Source organism: Streptomyces roseoviridis (genome assembly GCF_039535235.1).
GTDB lineage: Bacteria > Actinomycetota > Actinomycetes > Streptomycetales > Streptomycetaceae > Streptomyces > Streptomyces roseoviridis.
Genome location: NZ_BAAAWU010000001.1, coordinates 2,114,510 through 2,129,290, shown reverse-complemented (window position 1 = coordinate 2,129,290; position 14,781 = coordinate 2,114,510). Strand labels below are relative to the sequence as shown.

Below are 14,781 nucleotides of genomic sequence, written 5' to 3'. Positions count from 1 at the left end.
GCGGCCCCTGATCACCGCCCCCCTCCCCGGTCCCCCAACCGAGGACGGGGGCGGTTCTCATGCGACGGGCTTAGGCTGCTGTGGAGGGGGCCGGCTCGGCGAGGAGATGTGACATGCCCGGTTCGACGACTCTCGGCCCCGGACACGGGGTCGACGCGATCGACCACCCCGACGCGCAGCGGCTGACCTCGGTGATGAGGGAGCTGCACCGGCTGCTCACCGAAGCGGGACCGGACCGGATGACGGACGCGCAGGTCGCGGCCCTGTGCGGCGGCGAGGCCCCCGGCCGTGCTGAGTTCACGGGCTGGGTGGAGCGTGTGGTGCGCCGGCTGGAGGACGCTACGGCCTGACCACCCGGCGCTCCAGGAAGCCGGCGATCAGCTCCGCGATCGCCGGCGCGTGGGTCTCCAGGGCGAAGTGGCCGGTGGGCAGGAGGTGGATCTCGGCGTCCGGGAGGTCGCGGCGGAAGGCTTCGGCGCCGGCCGGGACGAAGATCTCGTCGCCCTCGCCCCAGACGGCGAGGAGCGGGACCCGGGAGGTGCGGAAGTACTCCTGGAAGGCCGGGTAGAGGGCGATGTTGGAGCCGTAGTCGGCGATGAGGTCCAGCTGGATCGCGTCCTGGCCCTCGCGGGCCATGAGGGCCGCGTCGTGGTGCCAGGCGTCGGGGCTGAGCAGGTCGCGGTAGGCGGCGGGGACGCCCGTCTCGTACTGCCACCGGATGCCCTCGAGGGAGCGGATCGCGCGGACCGGGGCCTCGGTCGCGGGGGTGCGCTCGGCGATCAGGGCGAGGACGGGGGCCCAGGCGTCGGCGCCGAGCCCCTCCTCGTAGGCGTTGCCGTTCTGGGTGACGATCGCGGTGACGCGCTCGGGGTGGGCGAGGGCGAGGCGCAGGCCGATGGGGGCGCCGTAGTCCTGGACGTAGAGCGCGAACCGGTCGAGGCCGAGGGCCTCGGTGAAGTCGTCGGTGAGCGCGGCCAGTTCGGCCAAGGTGTAGTCGGCGTCGGCGGCGGAGGGCGCGGCGCTGCGGCCGAAGCCGAGGTGGTCGGGGGCGATCAGCCGGTAGGCGCCGGCCAGCCTGGGGATCAGGTCGCGGAACATGTGCGAGCTGGTCGGGAAGCCGTGCAGCAGGAGCAGTACGGGCGCGTCGGCCGGGCCCGCCTCCCGGTAGAAGATCTCGTGGCCGCGGACGGTGACGGTGCGGTGGTGGACCGGGAGCACGGACATCTTCTCTAACCCCTCAAAGGCAAGTGACTGGTGGGGCGAGTCAAGCGCATCACTCCCTAACCAGTCAATAACTTGTTGATGGTTAGGTGGAGGGGAGGGAGACTGAGGGGGTGACGGAGACGGTGATCCTCAGGAGCGCGCCGACCCACGCACTCGGCCCCGACCGGCTGCGCGCCCTGCGCGACCTGCTCGACGGTGCCTTCGGCGGGGACTTCTCCGACGAGGACTGGGACCACGGCCTCGGCGGCCTGCACGTCTGGATCGAGGACGAGCGCCGGCTGCCCGTCGCCCACGGCGCCCTCGTCATGCGGCGGGTGCTCCACCGGGGGCGCTCGCACCGGATCGGGTACGTCGAAGGGGTGGCCGTCCGCGCCGGGCTGCGGCGGCGGGGACTCGGCGGACGGGTCATGGCCGAACTGGAGCGGGCGATCGACGGGGCCTACGCCTTCGGCGCGCTCAGCGCCTCCGACGAGGGGGCCGCCCTCTACGCGGCCCGCGGCTGGCGGCTCTGGCCCGGGCGGATCGCGACCCTCGGCCCGCGGGGGATCGTCCGCCTCCCCGACGAGGAGGACTCGACCTACCTCCGGCCGGCCGCGGGCCGTCCGCTGCCCGATCCCGACGAGCCGCTGGTCTTCGACTGGCGCGACGGCGACGTGCTGTGACGCGGGCCGCGCGGCGGCCGTGGGCGACGGCGGTCAGGAGCGGGGGCCGGCCGGACCCCTGGCCGCCTCCAGGCGGGAGGTGTACAGCGCCGAGACCATCGAGCCCAGGCCCAGCGTCAGCGCGAACCCCGCCGTGCCGAGCACGCCGATGAACAACGCCGCCGTCGAGCCGGTCACCAGCACCAGCCACGCGGCGAGCGCCAGCCTGCCCCGGCGGCTGAGGAACAGCCACCGCCGGGGTGTCGCCGGCAGCGTGTCCAGCGCCCCGGCGGGACCGGCCGTCGCCGCCTTGGGGCGCTTGAAGTAGCCGTACACCAGCCACTCGCCGCACAGCTCCCAGCCCTCCGGCGAGAGTTCGTCGAGGACCCGGGCGCGGCGGCGGCCGCCGATGACCTCCCGGCGGTACTCCCAGCGCAGGGCCGCCCCCGGCGCCCGCCGGCAGACGAACCGGCCGAGCGCGTCCAGCGACTCGACCTCCCAGCCCTGGTCGCCGTGGACCGCGAGCATCCGGCGGTCGTGGAAGAGGTCCGCGGTCCAGGTCCACCGCTCCGCCGCCGCGTCCGGCTCCCCGGGCTCGGGGGCGAGGCCGCCGAGGCCGGCCGCGAAGCGCTCGACGGGACCGAACTCCTCCTCCGGCGTGGTGCCGGATTCGGCGACGTGGCCGCGCAGGTCGGAGACGGTGGCCCCGATCTCGTCCTCCGGCACGCCCGCCGCGCGCAGGGCCGCGGCCAGGTCGTCGAAGTAGCGCGCCCCGCGCTCACCGGTCCCGGCGTCCCCGGTTCCGAAGTCGCCGGTCGAGAAGTCACCGGTCATGCGTTGCCCCCTGGGTGCAGCGTGGTCGTCACGGCCCGGTGGAACTCCCGCCAGGCCTCGCCCTCGGCCGCGAGGTGCGAACGCCCCTCGTCGGTGAGCCGGTAGTAGCGCCGCCCCGGACCGCGCTCGGCGGCCCGGAACTCGGCCTGAAGCAGACCCGCCTCCTCCAGGCGGTTCAGTACGGGATACAGCGTCCCGCCCTTGATCTCGCCGACGCCCGCGGCGGCGAGCGACTTGGCGATCTCGTACCCGTAACTCTCGCCGTCGGTCAGGCGGGAGAGGACGAGCAGGTCGAGGACTCCCTTGAGCCAGCTGGATCTGCGGTCTGCGGCCATGGCCGCATTCCATCACTACCTAGGTAGGAAGACAACCTAGGTAGGTATGCGGCCCGTCGTCGTCTCAGATAGTAGGAAGTCCGAGTAATTGTGGAGACAGATCGGGTCGGCTGTCCTAGCTTTGTAGGAGCCGAACGTCCCGCTCCATCGAGCGCAGGGCGGTCGAGAGCGCGCCTCCCCGAGCAGGCAACCCCTGCGGCGGCGCTCCCCGCCCCTTCCGGCGCCTTCGATCACGCTGATCTCAAGGAGTCGATCCCTCATGGCCGCTCAGACCGCCCGTCGCATCCGCCACGCCGCCGCCCGTCCCAACGACGACGCCCGCAAGAACGCCGCCGCCGCCCTCCAGCGCGCCCTCGACCGCCGCGACAACGGCGGCACGACGGGCCACTGAGCCGAGCCCCCGCCCGAGGCGCCGCCCGGCGCCCCGCCCCGCGGTGACCCCCGCACCGGTCACCGCGCGGCGGACGCCGGCTTCCTCGCCTCGATCAGGGTCCGGGCCGAGTGCGCCACGAACGGCCCCCGCTCGCGGATGAGCGCGTCCAGATCGCGCAGCCGCGGCAGGTGCCCCTCCACCGTGAAGCCCGGCACGATCCAGATCACCTTGCGCAGGAACCACACCACGGCCCCGATGTCGTGGAACTCCATCCGCAGCCGCTCCGCCCGCAGGTCGACCACCTCCAGGCCGGCCGCCCGCGCCCCCGCGGCCTCGTCGTCCGGGTGGCGCAGCCGGGCCGCGTCCGGCTGCGGGCCCAGAAAGTACTCGACCAGCTCCCACACGCTGGCCGGCCCCACGTGCTGGGCGAGGTACACGCCCGCGGGGCGCAGCACCCGCGCGATCTCCTCCCACCACACGGTGGCCGGATGCCGGCTGGTGACCAGGTCGAAGGCCCCGTCGCCGAACGGCAGCGGCGGCTCGTCCGAGTCGGCCACCACCACGACCCCCCGCGGGTGCAGCAGCGAGGTGGCCCGGGCCACGTTCGGCGGCCAGGACTCGGTCGCCGCCGCCGTCGGCGGCAGCACCGGCACGCCCGCCAGCACCTCGCCGCCACCCGTCTGGACGTCGAGCGACGACCGGACACCGGCCAGACGCTCGCCGATGAGGCGCTGATAGCCCCAGGACGGCCGCTGCTCGGTCGCCCGCCCGTCCAGCCAGGAGAAGTCCCAGCCGTCCACCGGTGCCTGTGACGCCTCCGCCACGAGTTCCTCGAAAGTGCGCGTCATGGCTTCATCATCGGCCGTCCGCACCCCGGGGGCCCGGTCCGGCGCGCCTACCCCCGTTCAGGAGGATCGTCCGCATCCTGGACATGACGTGTCAGACGATGGGACGAAGAGTAGGGTGCCGGCATGTCTCACAGCATCGATCTCGCAGTCATCCCCGGCGACGGCATCGGCCAGGAGGTCGTGGCCCAGGGCCTCAAGGTCCTCTCGGCCGTCCTTCCGGAGGACGTGAAGCTGGAGACCAAGGAGTACGACTTCGGCGCCAAGCGCTACCACGCGACCGGTGAGACCCTCACCGACGCCGACCTCGACGCCCTCAAGCAGCACGACGCGATCCTGCTCGGCGCGATCGGCGACCCGTCGGTCCCGTCCGGCGTCCTGGAGCGGGGCTTCCTCCTGAAGCTGCGCTTCGCCTTCGACCACCACGTCAACCTGCGCCCCTCGAAGCTGCTCCCCGGCGTCGCCACCCCGCTCGCCGGCCAGCCCGAGATCGACTTCGTCGTCGTCCGCGAGGGCACCGAGGGCCCGTACACCGGCAACGGCGGCACCATCCGCAAGGGCACCGAGCACGAGGTCGCCACCGAGGTCTCCGTGAACACGGCCTACGGTGTCGAGCGCGTCGTCCGCGACGCCTTCGCCCGCGCCCAGGCCCGGCCCCGCAAGAAGCTGACGCTGGTCCACAAGAACAACGTCCTGACCTTCGCGGGTCACCTCTGGACGAACGTCTTCGCCAAGGTCGCGGCCGAGTTCCCCGAGGTCACCACCGACTACCTGCACGTCGACGCGGCGACGATCTTCCTCGTCACCGACCCGGCCCGCTTCGACGTCATCGTCACCGACAACCTCTTCGGCGACATCATCACCGACCTCGCCGCGGCCGTCTCCGGCGGCATCGGCGTCGCCGCCTCGGGCAACATCAACCCCAGCGGCGAGTTCCCGTCCATGTTCGAGCCGGTCCACGGCTCCGCGCCGGACATCGCGGGCCAGGGCAAGGCCGACCCGACGGCCACCGTCCTGTCCGTCGCCCTGCTCCTGCGCCACCTCGGCTACGAGGCCGGGGCCGCGCGGATCGAGGCGGCGGTCGCAGCGGACCTCTCCGAGCGCGGAGACGCCGAGAAGGCAGCCCGCACGACGGACGAGATCGGCGACGCGCTCGCGGTACGCGTAGCGAGCTGACCCGCCGGACTGAACCTCCACACAGCCGCCGGGTCGCACCAGCACCCGGCGGCTGTACCTATGCGGTCGCAGGGTGCCACCATCGAACCCTGGACCGCGTACACACCGTTTCGTGCACCGGTCCCCACGAGCGATAATCGAACGTGGGGCCGCGGCATGCGGGAAAGCTCGGACGTCCTAGCAGTACGGCGTGACTGCGGAGCGGCGTGGGCGCGGTCCGACCCAACAACCGGTGAAGGACAAGCACTCATGACGACGCCCACCATCGAGCTCAAGCCCTCCTCCAGCCCGCTGTCCGACGCGGAGCGCGAGGCGATCCTGGCCAACCCGGGATTCGGCCGGCACTTCACCGACCACATGGTCATCATCCGCTGGACGGAGGGCCGCGGCTGGCACGACGGCGAGCTCGTGCCGTACGGCCCGCTCTCGCTCGACCCGGCGACCAACGTCCTGCACTACGCGCAGGAGATCTTCGAGGGCCTGAAGGCATACCGCCGCCCCGACGGTTCCGTCGCCAGCTTCCGCCCGGACGCCAACGCCCGCCGCTTCCAGCGCTCGGCGCACCGGCTCGGCATGCCCGAGCTGCCGGTCGAGACCTTCATCGAGGCCTGTGACGTCCTCGTCCGCCAGGACGAGGCGTGGGTGCCGGCGCACGGCGGCGAGGCGTCGCTCTACCTGCGTCCGTTCATGATCGCCACCGAGGTCGGCCTCGGTGTCCGTCCGGCCAACGAGTACCTCTTCGTCGTCATCGCCTCCCCGGCCGGACCGTACTTCCCCGGCGGCGTGAAGCCCGTCTCCATCTGGGCCTCCGAGGACCGCGTCCGCGCCGTCCCGGGCGGCATGGGCGACGCCAAGACCGGGGGCAACTACGCGGCCTCGCTGCTCGCCCAGGCGGAGGCGGCGGCCAAGGGCTGCGACCAGGTCTGCTACCTCGACGCGGTCGAGCACAAGTGGGTCGAGGAGCTCGGCGGCATGAACCTGTACTTCGTGTACGGGAACAAGATCGTCACGCCGACGCTCAGCGGCTCCATCCTGGAGGGCATCACCCGCGACTCCCTGCTCCAGGTCGCCCGGGACCTCGGCTACGAGGCCGAGGAGGCCCGCGTCTCCATCGACCAGTGGCAGCAGGACACCGAGAACGGCAGCCTCACCGAGGTCTTCGCCTGCGGCACCGCCGCCGTCATCACCCCGGTCGGCACGGTCAAGTCCGCCCGGGGCGAGTGGCAGCAGTCGGGCGGGCAGCCCGGCGAGGTCACGATGAAGCTGCGCGAGGCGCTGCTCGCCATCCAGACGGGCAAGGCCGAGGACGTCCACGGCTGGATGCACGAGCTGGGCGGCGGGCGGAAGTAACCGGTCAGTCCACCAGGGCGCCCGGGGCGGTCACCGTCCCGGGCGCCTTCGCGTCCGCGGCCGTCGTCTCCCGCGCTGCGGACCCGGCCGGGGTGAGCACCGCGTACAGCACCCCGCCCACCACGCCGGACAGCACGAAGCTGGCGTCGATCCCGCCGGTCAGGGCCAGCAGCGGGCCCTCGTAGAGCGGGGTCGACACCCCGGCGAGACCGACGGCCGCGCCGATCGCCCAGGAGGCCGTGGCGCGCGGGTGCCAGCCGGCCGAGAACCAGTAGACGCCGCCGCGCGAGCGCCGGTTGTAGACCTGGAGGGCCTCGGCGTCGTACGCGCCGCGGCAACGCCGGTGCCCGATCAGGGTGATGACCGCCCACGGCGTGCCGATCGCGGTGAGCAGCAGCACGAACGAGGTCATCGCGGTCTGGGCGTCCGAGGCGAAGTGGCCGAGGAAGACGAAGCCGGTCGCGACCGCCGCCACGACGAGGGTGGCGCGGGCACGGGTCGCCCTCGGCAGGATCGCGTCCAGGTCGAGGCCCATCGAGTACAGCATCAGTCCGGCGTTGCCGACGGAGCCGGCGGTCGCGGCGAGCAGCAGCGGGACGAGGTACCAGGCGGGCGAGGCGGCGACCAGCGGCCCGGCGTAGTCGAGACCGCCGCGGGCCGCCAAGGCCGTCACGGTGCCGAAGAGCTGAGGGACCAACAACCCGACCACGAGCCCCAGACAGGTGGCGCCCCAGACCGTCTTCTGGCTGTGCCGCTCGGGCGAGACGTAGCGGGTGTAGTCGCCGAGCAGCGTGATGAAGGCGACCGGCCCGCTGAGCCCGGCGGCGACGGCGGACAGCAGCCAGGTCGGCCAGAACGAGCCCAGCAGATACGGGGTGTCCGGCACCGCCGCCGTGGTGAAGTCCCCGGCGTACGCGAACAGTCCGAGCGCGAGCAGCAGGGTCATGCCGACGGCCAGGCCCTGGCTCAGCCGCAGCAGCAGCCGGTAGCCGTAGACGGCGGCGGCCACGGTGAGGACGGCGAGCAGGGCGTAGACGGCGGCGTGCGTGGCGTCGCCGGTGGGCAGGCCGATCAGCCGCTCCAGGGTGCCGACCATCACGTCGCCGCCGATCCACACGGTCAGCGCGGTGTAGCCGAGGGACAGCAGCAGCCCGACCACCGAGCCGACCAGCCGGCCCCGGACGCCGAAGAAGGCGCCGGAGGAGGTGGAGAGGTTGGTGGCGGTGCGCAGCGAGACGAGGGCGAGCGGGGCCGTGAGGGCCACGCCGACGAGGGTGCCGGTCACGACGGAGGTCACCGAGGCCCACAGGCCGAGCCCGAACGACACCGGGAGCCAGCCGAAGACGATCACGCCGAGGCAGAGGTTGGAGCCGAGCAGGATCGAGACGAGGTCGCGGGGACCGCTGGTGCGTTCCGCTTCGGGGATGGTGTCGACTCCGCGCTGTTCTATCGCCATGGGGACTCCCGGGGGGATGGGGGACGGGGGAGGGGTGGCGTGGGGGGATTTAGAGTGACGCTCAATGTGACTGACGCTGCTCGCTCGCGTCAATGCTTGGAAGCTGCGGTTTTTACATTTAGAGTGTCGTTCAAACGTGTCGCTCACGCAGGAGGTGTTTGGGGCGTGCGACTGACCCCCACGGAACGCGACCGGCTGCTCGTCTTCGGAGCCGCCGAGCTCGCCCGCGCCCGCCGGGCCCGTGGCCTGAGGCTGAACGTGCCCGAGGCCACCGCCCTCATCGCCGACACCGTCTGCGAGGCCGCCCGCGACGGCAAGCGACTCGCCGAGGCGATCGAGGCGGCCCGAGCCGTCCTCGGCCCCGACGACGTCCTGCCCGGCGTCGCCGACGTCGTCACCGAGGTCCACGTCGAGGCCGTCTTCGACGACGGATCACGGCTGGCCGTCGTCTCCGACCCCATCGGCGGCGGCTTCCTGGGAGCGGACGCGCCCGGCGCGCTGCGTCCCGGGCCCGCCTACGAGGAGGCCGAACCGGCCGTCACGCTCACCGTCCGCAACACCGCCGAGGTCCCGGTCAGCGTGACCTCCCACTTCCACTTCTTCGAGGCCAACCCGCGGCTCGCCTTCGACCGCGCCGCCGCCTACGGCATGCGCCTGGCCATCCCGGCCGGCGCGTCCTTCCGCTTCGACCCCGGCGGCCAGGCCGAGGTCGGCCTCGTCCCCATCGGCGGCGCCCGCGTCGCCATCGGCTTCGCGGGCCTGGTCGACGGCCCGCTGGACGCCCCCGGCGCCCGGGAGGAGGCCCTGCGCAGGGCCGCCGCCTGCGGATACCTGGGTGCCGAGAACCCCGCGCCCGGCGAGCCCGAGAAGGAGGGCAACTGATGGACCCCTACGAGTACGCCTCCGTACACGGCCCGCGGGCCGGCGACCGGGTCGTCCTGGGCGACTCCGGCCTCGTCGTACGGGTCGAGTCCGACTCGCAGCGGCCCGGCGACGAGTTCCTGGCCGGCTTCGGCAAGACCGCCCGCGACGGACTGCACCTCAAGGCCGCCGCCGTCCGCGAGACCTGCGACGTCGTGATCAGCAACGTCCTCGTCATCGACGCCGTGCTGGGCATCCGCAAGGTGTCCATCGGCATCCGCGAGGGCCGCATCCACGCCATCGGCCGGGCCGGCAACCCCGACACCCTCGACGGCGTCGACGTCGTCGTCGGCACCGGCACCTCGATCGTCTCCGGCGAGGGCCTCATCGCCACCGCCGGCGCCGTCGACACCCATGTCCACCTGCTGTCGCCGCGGATCATGGAAGCCTCGCTCGCCAGCGGCGTCACCACGGTCATCGGCCAGGAGTTCGGCCCCGTGTGGGGCGTCGGCGTCAACTCGCCCTGGGCCCTCAAGCACGCCTTCAACGCCTTCGACGCCTGGCCGGTCAACGTCGGCTTCCTCGGCCGCGGCTCCTCCTCGGACCCGGCGCCCCTCGTCGAGGCCCTCGCCGAGGGCGGCGCCTCCGGCTTCAAGGTCCACGAGGACATGGGCGCCCACACCCGGGCCCTCGACACCGCCCTCCGGGTCGCCGAGGAGCACGACGTGCAGGTCGCCCTGCACTCCGACGGCCTCAACGAGTGCCTGTCGGTCGAGGACACCCTCGCCGTCCTGGAGGGCCGCACGATCCACGCCTTCCACATCGAGGGCTGCGGCGGCGGACACGTACCGAACGTGCTCAAGATGGCGGGCGTGCCGAACGTCATCGGCTCCTCCACCAATCCCACCCTGCCCTTCGGCCGCGACGCGGTCGCCGAGCACTACGGGATGATCGTCTCCGTCCACGACCTGAAGACCGACCTGCCCGGCGACGCCGCCATGGCGCGCGACCGGATCCGGGCCGGGACGATGGGCGCGGAGGACGTCCTGCACGACCTGGGCGCGATCGGGATCACCTCGTCCGACGCGCAGGGAATGGGAAGGGCCGGCGAGACCGTACGCCGGACCTTCGCCATGGCCGGGAAGATGAAGGCCGAGCTGGGCCCGCTCGAGGGCGACGGCGAGCACGACGACAACGCGCGCGTGCTGCGCTACATGGCCAAGCTCACCATCAACCCGGCGATCGCCCACGGCCTCGCGCACGAGATCGGCTCGATCGAGGTCGGCAAGCTGGCCGACATCGTGCTGTGGCGGCCGGAGTTCTTCGGCGCCAAGCCCCAGCTGGTGCTGAAGTCCGGCTTCCCCGCGTGGGGGGTCGTGGGCGATCCGAACGCGGCCACCGACACCTGCGAACCGCTCGTCCTCGGTCCGCTGTTCGGCGGGCACGGTGCGACCGCCGCCGACATCTCGGTCGCGTTCGTCGCCCAGGCCGCCGTCGACCTCGGCTCCGACCGCATGCCGACCCGCCGCCGCCGCGTCCCCGTGCGCGGCACCCGCGGCATCGGCCCCGGGAACCTGCTGCTGAATTCGCGCATCGGCGACGTCCAGGTCGACGGCCGCACCGGCCTGGTGTCCCTGGACGGCTCCCCGATCCGCTCGGAGGCGGCCGAGTCCGTCTCGCTCAACCGCCTCTACTTCCTCTGACCTCTCTTAGGACCTCTCCCATGACGTACCGCATGCCCGCCGAGTGGACCCCGCACGAGCGGACCTGGATGGCCTGGCCGAGCCCCAACCCCACCTTCACCGACGAGGAGGAGCTGGCGGAGGCCCGCGCCGCCTGGGCGTCCGTGGCCCGCGCCGTACGCCGCTTCGAGCCGGTGACGATGGTGGTGGCCCCCGGTGACGCCGAGTCCGCCCGCGCCCTCCTCGGCGACGACGTCGACCTGGTCGAGCGCGAACTGGACGACGCCTGGATGCGGGACATCGGCCCCACCTTCGTGAAGGACGAGGAGGGCCGGCTCGCCGCCGTGGACTGGGTGTTCAACGGCTGGGGCGCCCAGGACTGGGCCCGCTGGGAGCACGACTCCAAGATCGCCCGCCATGTCGCCGACGTGGCCGGCGTGCCGGTGGTGAGCACCGCTCTTGTGAACGAGGGCGGCGCCATCCACGTCGACGGCGAGGGCACCGTCCTGCTCACCGACACCGTGCAGCTGGGCGCGGGCCGCAACCCCGAGTGGACCCGCCAGGAGGTCGAGGCCGAGATCCACGCCAAGCTCGGCACCACCAAGGCGATCTGGCTGCCGCACGGCCTGGCCGGCGACTACGGCCTGTACGGCACCCAGGGCCACGTCGACATCGTCGCCGCCTTCGCCCGCCCCGGCACCGTCCTGGTCCACAGCCAGCAGGACCCGGGCCACCCCGACCACGAGCGCTCCCGGCTCTACGTCAACCTCCTGCGCGGCCAGACCGACGCCCAGGGCCGCCCCCTGGAGGTCATCGAGGTCCCGGCCCCGACCGTCCTGAAGGACGAGGAGGGCGACTGGGTCGACTACTCGTACATCAACCACTACCTGTGCAACGGCGGTGTGGTGCTGTGCGGCTTCGACGACCCGAACGACGAGGTCGCGGCCGGCATCTTCCGCCGGCTCTTCCCGGAGCGGGAGGTCGTGCTGGTCGACGCGCGCGCCATCTTCGCGGGTGGGGGCGGCATCCACTGCATCACGCAGCAGCAGCCGGCGGTCTGACCCCCGGCGCACCGGCCGAACCCGGAGAAGCGGGGAGAGGCCCGGAAAACCGGTGTCCATCGGGGCGTCGTCTCGAGGACGATCGCCCCGATGGACATCCTGATCTGCGCCGCCTGCGCCCGTCCCCTCACCGACGCCGTACGGCTCATGGACGCCGTGCCCGACCTGCCGCCGTGGGACGGGTCACCCGGCCCCGACGGGCTACGGCGCTCGCCGGCGACGATGCCCCGCGGCCGCTACGCGGTCCAGCCGGACCACCGGGGCGCGCCGTTCGTCCCCTGCCCGGAGGAGGACGAGGACGCCTACGACGGGATCCACCCGGGCGGGCCCTGGGCGTCGGACGAGCGCGGCTGGCTCGTCTCGGCCGGGCCGCGCAACCAGTACGTGCTGCACCTCGACGACGTCCTGCCGCTCGACCTCCATCCGGAGCCGCTGCGCAGCTCCGGCTGCTGCGGCGCGGCGGGCGCCGACGGCCCCAACCGGGTCTGTGCCTGCGGCGCGGAGGTCGCGACCCTGTACGCCGACTGCTCCACGCCGTACGAGATCCTGTTCGCGCCCGGCGCCGTCCGCGTCGTCCCGGCCCCCCGGCCGGGCGGCCCGATCCCGGACCACCCCCGATCCTGTAGAACGTACGAGTGAGTCAGAGCAGCAGCCCGCCCCACCACCCCCGGCGCCGCAACCAGGCGGCCCCGCCGCGCGAGGACGTCCTCGCCGCCGCCATGGACACCATCGCCGAGCGCGGTCTCGACGGGCTCACCATGGCCGGCCTCGGGCGGCAGGTCGGGATGAGCAGCGGGCACCTCCTCTACTACTTCCGCACCAAGGACGAGTTGCTGCTGCGCACCCTGGAGTGGAGCGAGGGCCGGCTCGGCGCCGAGCGCAGCGCGCTGCTCTCCGGTCCCGGCACCGCGCGGGAGCGACTGGACGGCTACGTCGACGTGTACGTGCCCGACGGGCCGCGCGACCCGCACTGGACGCTGTGGCTGGAGGTCTGGAACCGCTCGCAGAACGCCGACGACGACGCCCGCGCCCGGCAGGCCGCCATCGAGGGCGCCTGGCACCGCGACCTCGTCGCGATCATCGCCGAAGGGGTGTCGCGCGGGGAGTTCCGGTCCGTCGACCCGGACCGGTACGCACACCGGATGCGCGCCCTGCTCGACGGCTTCAGCGTGCACGTCGCCGTCGGCATCCCCGGCACCGGACGGACCCAAGTCCTCGGCCACGTACAGGAGTTCATCGCCGAAACCCTGATCCCGTGATCTTTAGGCACGCAAGTACTCCTGATCGTTGTGCGTGGCACCCTTGTTGCCGCCCGGCCCTCTCCGGCACGGTTCGGGGCCATGGGACGAGAGCACTGGAAGAAGATCTGGGTCGGTTCGGCCGGCAACATGGTCGAGTGGTTCGACTGGTTCGTGTACGCGAGCTTCGCGACCTACTTCGCGGGGGCGTTCTTCCCCGAGGGCAACGACACCGCCAAGCTCATGAACACGGCCGGCATCTTCGCCGTCGGCTTCTTCATGCGGCCGGTCGGCGGCTGGCTGCTCGGCCGGGTCGGTGACCGCAAGGGCCGCAAGGCGGCCCTCACCCTCACCGTGACGCTGATGTCCGCCTCGGCGGTCCTCATCGCCGTCGCCCCCACCTACTCCGTCGCCGGATACGGCGGCGCCGCCGTCCTCCTCGTGGCCCGGCTCCTCCAGGGCCTGTCCGTCGGCGGCGAGTACGCAGCCAGCGCCACCTACCTCACCGAGGCGTCCGCCCCGCAGCACCGCGGCTTCGCCTCCAGCTTCCAGTACGTGTCGATGACCGCCGGCCAGATCCTCGGCCTCGGCCTGCAGATCGTGCTCCAGCGGACCATGTCCACCGAGGCCCTGCACAGCTGGGGCTGGCGCATCCCCTTCATCGTGGGCGCCCTCGGCGCGGCCGTCGTCTTCTACCTGCGCCGCAACATGCTGGAGACCGAGGTCTACGAGGAGACCGCCGACGACGGCGTCGCCGGCGCCGAGAAGGGCACCATCAAGGCCCTGTGGGCGCACCGGCGCGAGGCCTTCCTCGTCATCGCGCTCACCATGGGCGGCACGGTCGCCTACTACACGTACACCACCTACCTCACCAAGTACCTGTCCAACTCCGCCGGCCTGTCCAAGCAGACCGCCACCCTGGTGTCCTTCTGCGCGCTGATCGTCTTCGCCTGCCTCCAGCCGCTGGCCGGCCGGCTCTCCGACCGGATCGGCCGCCGCCCGCTCCTCATCACCTTCGCGGTCGGCTCCACCCTGCTCACCGTGCCGATCATGACGATGCTGCGGCACGCCGGCTCCTTCTGGCCCGCCCTCGGCCTGTCGCTGCTCGCCCTCGTCGTCGTCACCGGCTACACCTCGATCAACGCCTGCGTGAAGGCCGAACTCTTCCCGACCGGCGTGCGCGCCCTCGGCGTCGCCCTGCCGTACGCCATCGCCAACGCCCTCTTCGGCGGCACGGCGGAGTACGTCGCCCTGTGGTTCAAGGACGCGGGCGTCGAGTCCGGCTACTACTGGTACGTGGCGGGCTGCGCGGCCGTCTCCCTGATCGTGTACGTCACCATGCGCGAGACCCGCGACATCGACCTGGGCCGGGTGGGCCGCGGCGACCGGGCCGCCGTCCCCGCGCCCGTACGAGCGAGGGAGACCGCCGCCGATTCCGCATCGTGAGATCCGCGTCCGCCGTCGCGCGCGGGTGTGGCAGACTTCCGGCGTGCTCGCTACCACCCTGATTATCGGCAGCAGCGCGCCGGTCCGCAGTGACCGCTGAACCGCGGGACTCCACCCCCGCGGCAGCGGCCACCGTGCCCCAGACCCGCGCGCAGACCTCTCGCACCCGCGAGGGGTTTTTTCGTTTTCCGGCCCCACCACCGCCGGAAGCGGACAGCGCGTGAGAATGGGGGCAAGTGGATCCAGACCTTCCGGAGCC

At 72.7% G+C, this 14,781-nt stretch carries 16 protein-coding genes; 11 read left to right on the top strand and 5 right to left on the bottom strand.

Annotated elements, in window-relative coordinates:
• Positions 1-113 precede the first annotated feature (113 nt).
• Entirely contained in the window at positions 114-350 is a 237-nt protein-coding gene (locus tag ABD954_RS09525; RefSeq protein ID WP_345485444.1) for a hypothetical protein, read from the top strand.
• Here ABD954_RS09525 and ABD954_RS09520 read toward each other — a convergent pair.
• Positions 340-1,224, bottom strand: coding sequence for an alpha/beta fold hydrolase (locus tag ABD954_RS09520; RefSeq protein ID WP_345485443.1), 885 nt, complete (start codon positions 1,222-1,224; stop codon positions 340-342). The genes ABD954_RS09525 and ABD954_RS09520 overlap by 11 nt on opposite strands.
• 110 nt (positions 1,225-1,334) lie before the next feature.
• Here ABD954_RS09520 and ABD954_RS09515 point away from each other — a divergent pair, with 110 nt between their 5' ends.
• On the top strand, positions 1,335-1,886 hold the full coding sequence (locus ABD954_RS09515) for a GNAT family N-acetyltransferase (RefSeq protein WP_345485442.1): 552 nt from the start codon (positions 1,335-1,337) through the stop codon (positions 1,884-1,886).
• A gap of 33 nt (positions 1,887-1,919) precedes the next feature.
• Here ABD954_RS09515 and ABD954_RS09510 read toward each other — a convergent pair whose 3' ends face one another.
• Positions 1,920-2,699, bottom strand: a complete 780-nt coding sequence (locus ABD954_RS09510; protein ID WP_345485441.1) for a hypothetical protein — start codon at positions 2,697-2,699, stop codon at positions 1,920-1,922.
• A complete protein-coding gene (locus ABD954_RS09505; RefSeq protein ID WP_345485440.1) occupies positions 2,696-3,034 on the bottom strand; it encodes a PadR family transcriptional regulator in 339 nt (112 codons plus the stop codon). Before ABD954_RS09505 ends, ABD954_RS09510 begins: the two co-directional genes overlap by 4 nt.
• Positions 3,035-3,293: 259 nt before the next feature.
• Between ABD954_RS09505 and ABD954_RS09500 the strand changes: the two genes are divergently transcribed.
• Positions 3,294-3,425, top strand: coding sequence for a hypothetical protein (locus ABD954_RS09500; RefSeq protein ID WP_345485439.1), 132 nt, complete (start codon positions 3,294-3,296; stop codon positions 3,423-3,425).
• Between the two features lie 59 nt (positions 3,426-3,484).
• On the opposite strand, the gene ABD954_RS09495 is transcribed toward ABD954_RS09500, so the two are convergent.
• Positions 3,485-4,255: a methyltransferase domain-containing protein gene (locus tag ABD954_RS09495; protein WP_345485438.1), complete on the bottom strand. Its 771-nt coding sequence runs from the start codon at positions 4,253-4,255 to the stop codon at positions 3,485-3,487.
• 123 nt (positions 4,256-4,378) lie between these two features.
• Here ABD954_RS09495 and ABD954_RS09490 point away from each other — a divergent pair, with 123 nt between their 5' ends.
• Both ABD954_RS09490 and ABD954_RS09485 read left to right on the top strand, forming a co-directional pair.
• Entirely contained in the window at positions 4,379-5,428 is a 1,050-nt protein-coding gene (locus ABD954_RS09490; protein ID WP_345485437.1) for a 3-isopropylmalate dehydrogenase, read from the top strand.
• Positions 5,429-5,677: 249 nt separating this feature from the next.
• On the top strand, positions 5,678-6,778 hold the full coding sequence (locus ABD954_RS09485; protein ID WP_345485436.1) for a branched-chain amino acid aminotransferase: 1,101 nt from the start codon (positions 5,678-5,680) through the stop codon (positions 6,776-6,778).
• A gap of 4 nt (positions 6,779-6,782) precedes the next feature.
• On the opposite strand, the gene ABD954_RS09480 is transcribed toward ABD954_RS09485, so the two are convergent.
• Positions 6,783-8,234 carry a cytosine permease gene (locus ABD954_RS09480; protein ID WP_345485435.1) on the bottom strand — a complete coding sequence of 484 codons (1,452 nt, stop codon included), beginning with the start codon at positions 8,232-8,234 and terminating at the stop codon, positions 6,783-6,785.
• A gap of 165 nt (positions 8,235-8,399) precedes the next feature.
• Between ABD954_RS09480 and ureA the strand changes: the two genes are divergently transcribed.
• The 6 genes from ureA (at position 8,400) to ABD954_RS09450 (ending at position 14,522) form a co-directional block, all read left to right on the top strand.
• Positions 8,400-9,116 carry an urease subunit gamma gene (ureA, locus tag ABD954_RS09475; RefSeq protein WP_345485434.1) on the top strand — a complete coding sequence of 239 codons (717 nt, stop codon included), beginning with the start codon at positions 8,400-8,402 and terminating at the stop codon, positions 9,114-9,116.
• Positions 9,116-10,798 carry an urease subunit alpha gene (locus tag ABD954_RS09470; RefSeq protein ID WP_345485433.1) on the top strand — a complete coding sequence of 561 codons (1,683 nt, stop codon included), beginning with the start codon at positions 9,116-9,118 and terminating at the stop codon, positions 10,796-10,798. Before ureA ends, ABD954_RS09470 begins: the two co-directional genes overlap by 1 nt.
• Positions 10,799-10,818: 20 nt before the next feature.
• Positions 10,819-11,838, top strand: a complete 1,020-nt coding sequence (locus ABD954_RS09465; protein WP_345485432.1) for an agmatine deiminase family protein — start codon at positions 10,819-10,821, stop codon at positions 11,836-11,838.
• 90 nt (positions 11,839-11,928) lie between these two features.
• On the top strand, positions 11,929-12,477 hold the full coding sequence (locus ABD954_RS09460; RefSeq protein ID WP_345485431.1) for a hypothetical protein: 549 nt from the start codon (positions 11,929-11,931) through the stop codon (positions 12,475-12,477).
• Between the two features lie 80 nt (positions 12,478-12,557).
• On the top strand, positions 12,558-13,097 hold the full coding sequence (locus ABD954_RS09455; protein ID WP_345492055.1) for a TetR/AcrR family transcriptional regulator: 540 nt from the start codon (positions 12,558-12,560) through the stop codon (positions 13,095-13,097).
• 81 nt (positions 13,098-13,178) lie between these two features.
• The gene (locus ABD954_RS09450; protein WP_345485430.1) at positions 13,179-14,522 is read left to right on the top strand and encodes an MFS transporter; all 1,344 of its coding nucleotides are present in this window, start codon (positions 13,179-13,181) and stop codon (positions 14,520-14,522) included.
• Positions 14,523-14,781 lie beyond the last annotated feature (259 nt).

Coding starts and splice junctions, on each gene's coding strand:
- ABD954_RS09520 (WP_345485443.1), bottom strand. CDS start 1,224: ATGTCCGTGCTCCCGGTCCACCACCGCACCGTCACCGTCCGCGGCCAC.
- ABD954_RS09525 (WP_345485444.1), top strand. CDS start 114: ATGCCCGGTTCGACGACTCTCGGCCCCGGACACGGGGTCGACGCGATC.
- ABD954_RS09460 (WP_345485431.1), top strand. CDS start 11,929: ATGGACATCCTGATCTGCGCCGCCTGCGCCCGTCCCCTCACCGACGCC.
- ABD954_RS09480 (WP_345485435.1), bottom strand. CDS start 8,234: ATGGCGATAGAACAGCGCGGAGTCGACACCATCCCCGAAGCGGAACGC.
- ABD954_RS09465 (WP_345485432.1), top strand. CDS start 10,819: ATGACGTACCGCATGCCCGCCGAGTGGACCCCGCACGAGCGGACCTGG.
- ABD954_RS09485 (WP_345485436.1), top strand. CDS start 5,678: ATGACGACGCCCACCATCGAGCTCAAGCCCTCCTCCAGCCCGCTGTCC.
- ABD954_RS09510 (WP_345485441.1), bottom strand. CDS start 2,699: ATGACCGGTGACTTCTCGACCGGCGACTTCGGAACCGGGGACGCCGGG.
- ABD954_RS09495 (WP_345485438.1), bottom strand. CDS start 4,255: ATGACGCGCACTTTCGAGGAACTCGTGGCGGAGGCGTCACAGGCACCG.
- ABD954_RS09500 (WP_345485439.1), top strand. CDS start 3,294: ATGGCCGCTCAGACCGCCCGTCGCATCCGCCACGCCGCCGCCCGTCCC.
- ABD954_RS09455 (WP_345492055.1), top strand. CDS start 12,558: ATGGACACCATCGCCGAGCGCGGTCTCGACGGGCTCACCATGGCCGGC.
- ABD954_RS09470 (WP_345485433.1), top strand. CDS start 9,116: ATGGACCCCTACGAGTACGCCTCCGTACACGGCCCGCGGGCCGGCGAC.
- ABD954_RS09505 (WP_345485440.1), bottom strand. CDS start 3,034: ATGGCCGCAGACCGCAGATCCAGCTGGCTCAAGGGAGTCCTCGACCTG.
- ABD954_RS09490 (WP_345485437.1), top strand. CDS start 4,379: ATGTCTCACAGCATCGATCTCGCAGTCATCCCCGGCGACGGCATCGGC.
- ABD954_RS09450 (WP_345485430.1), top strand. CDS start 13,179: ATGGGACGAGAGCACTGGAAGAAGATCTGGGTCGGTTCGGCCGGCAAC.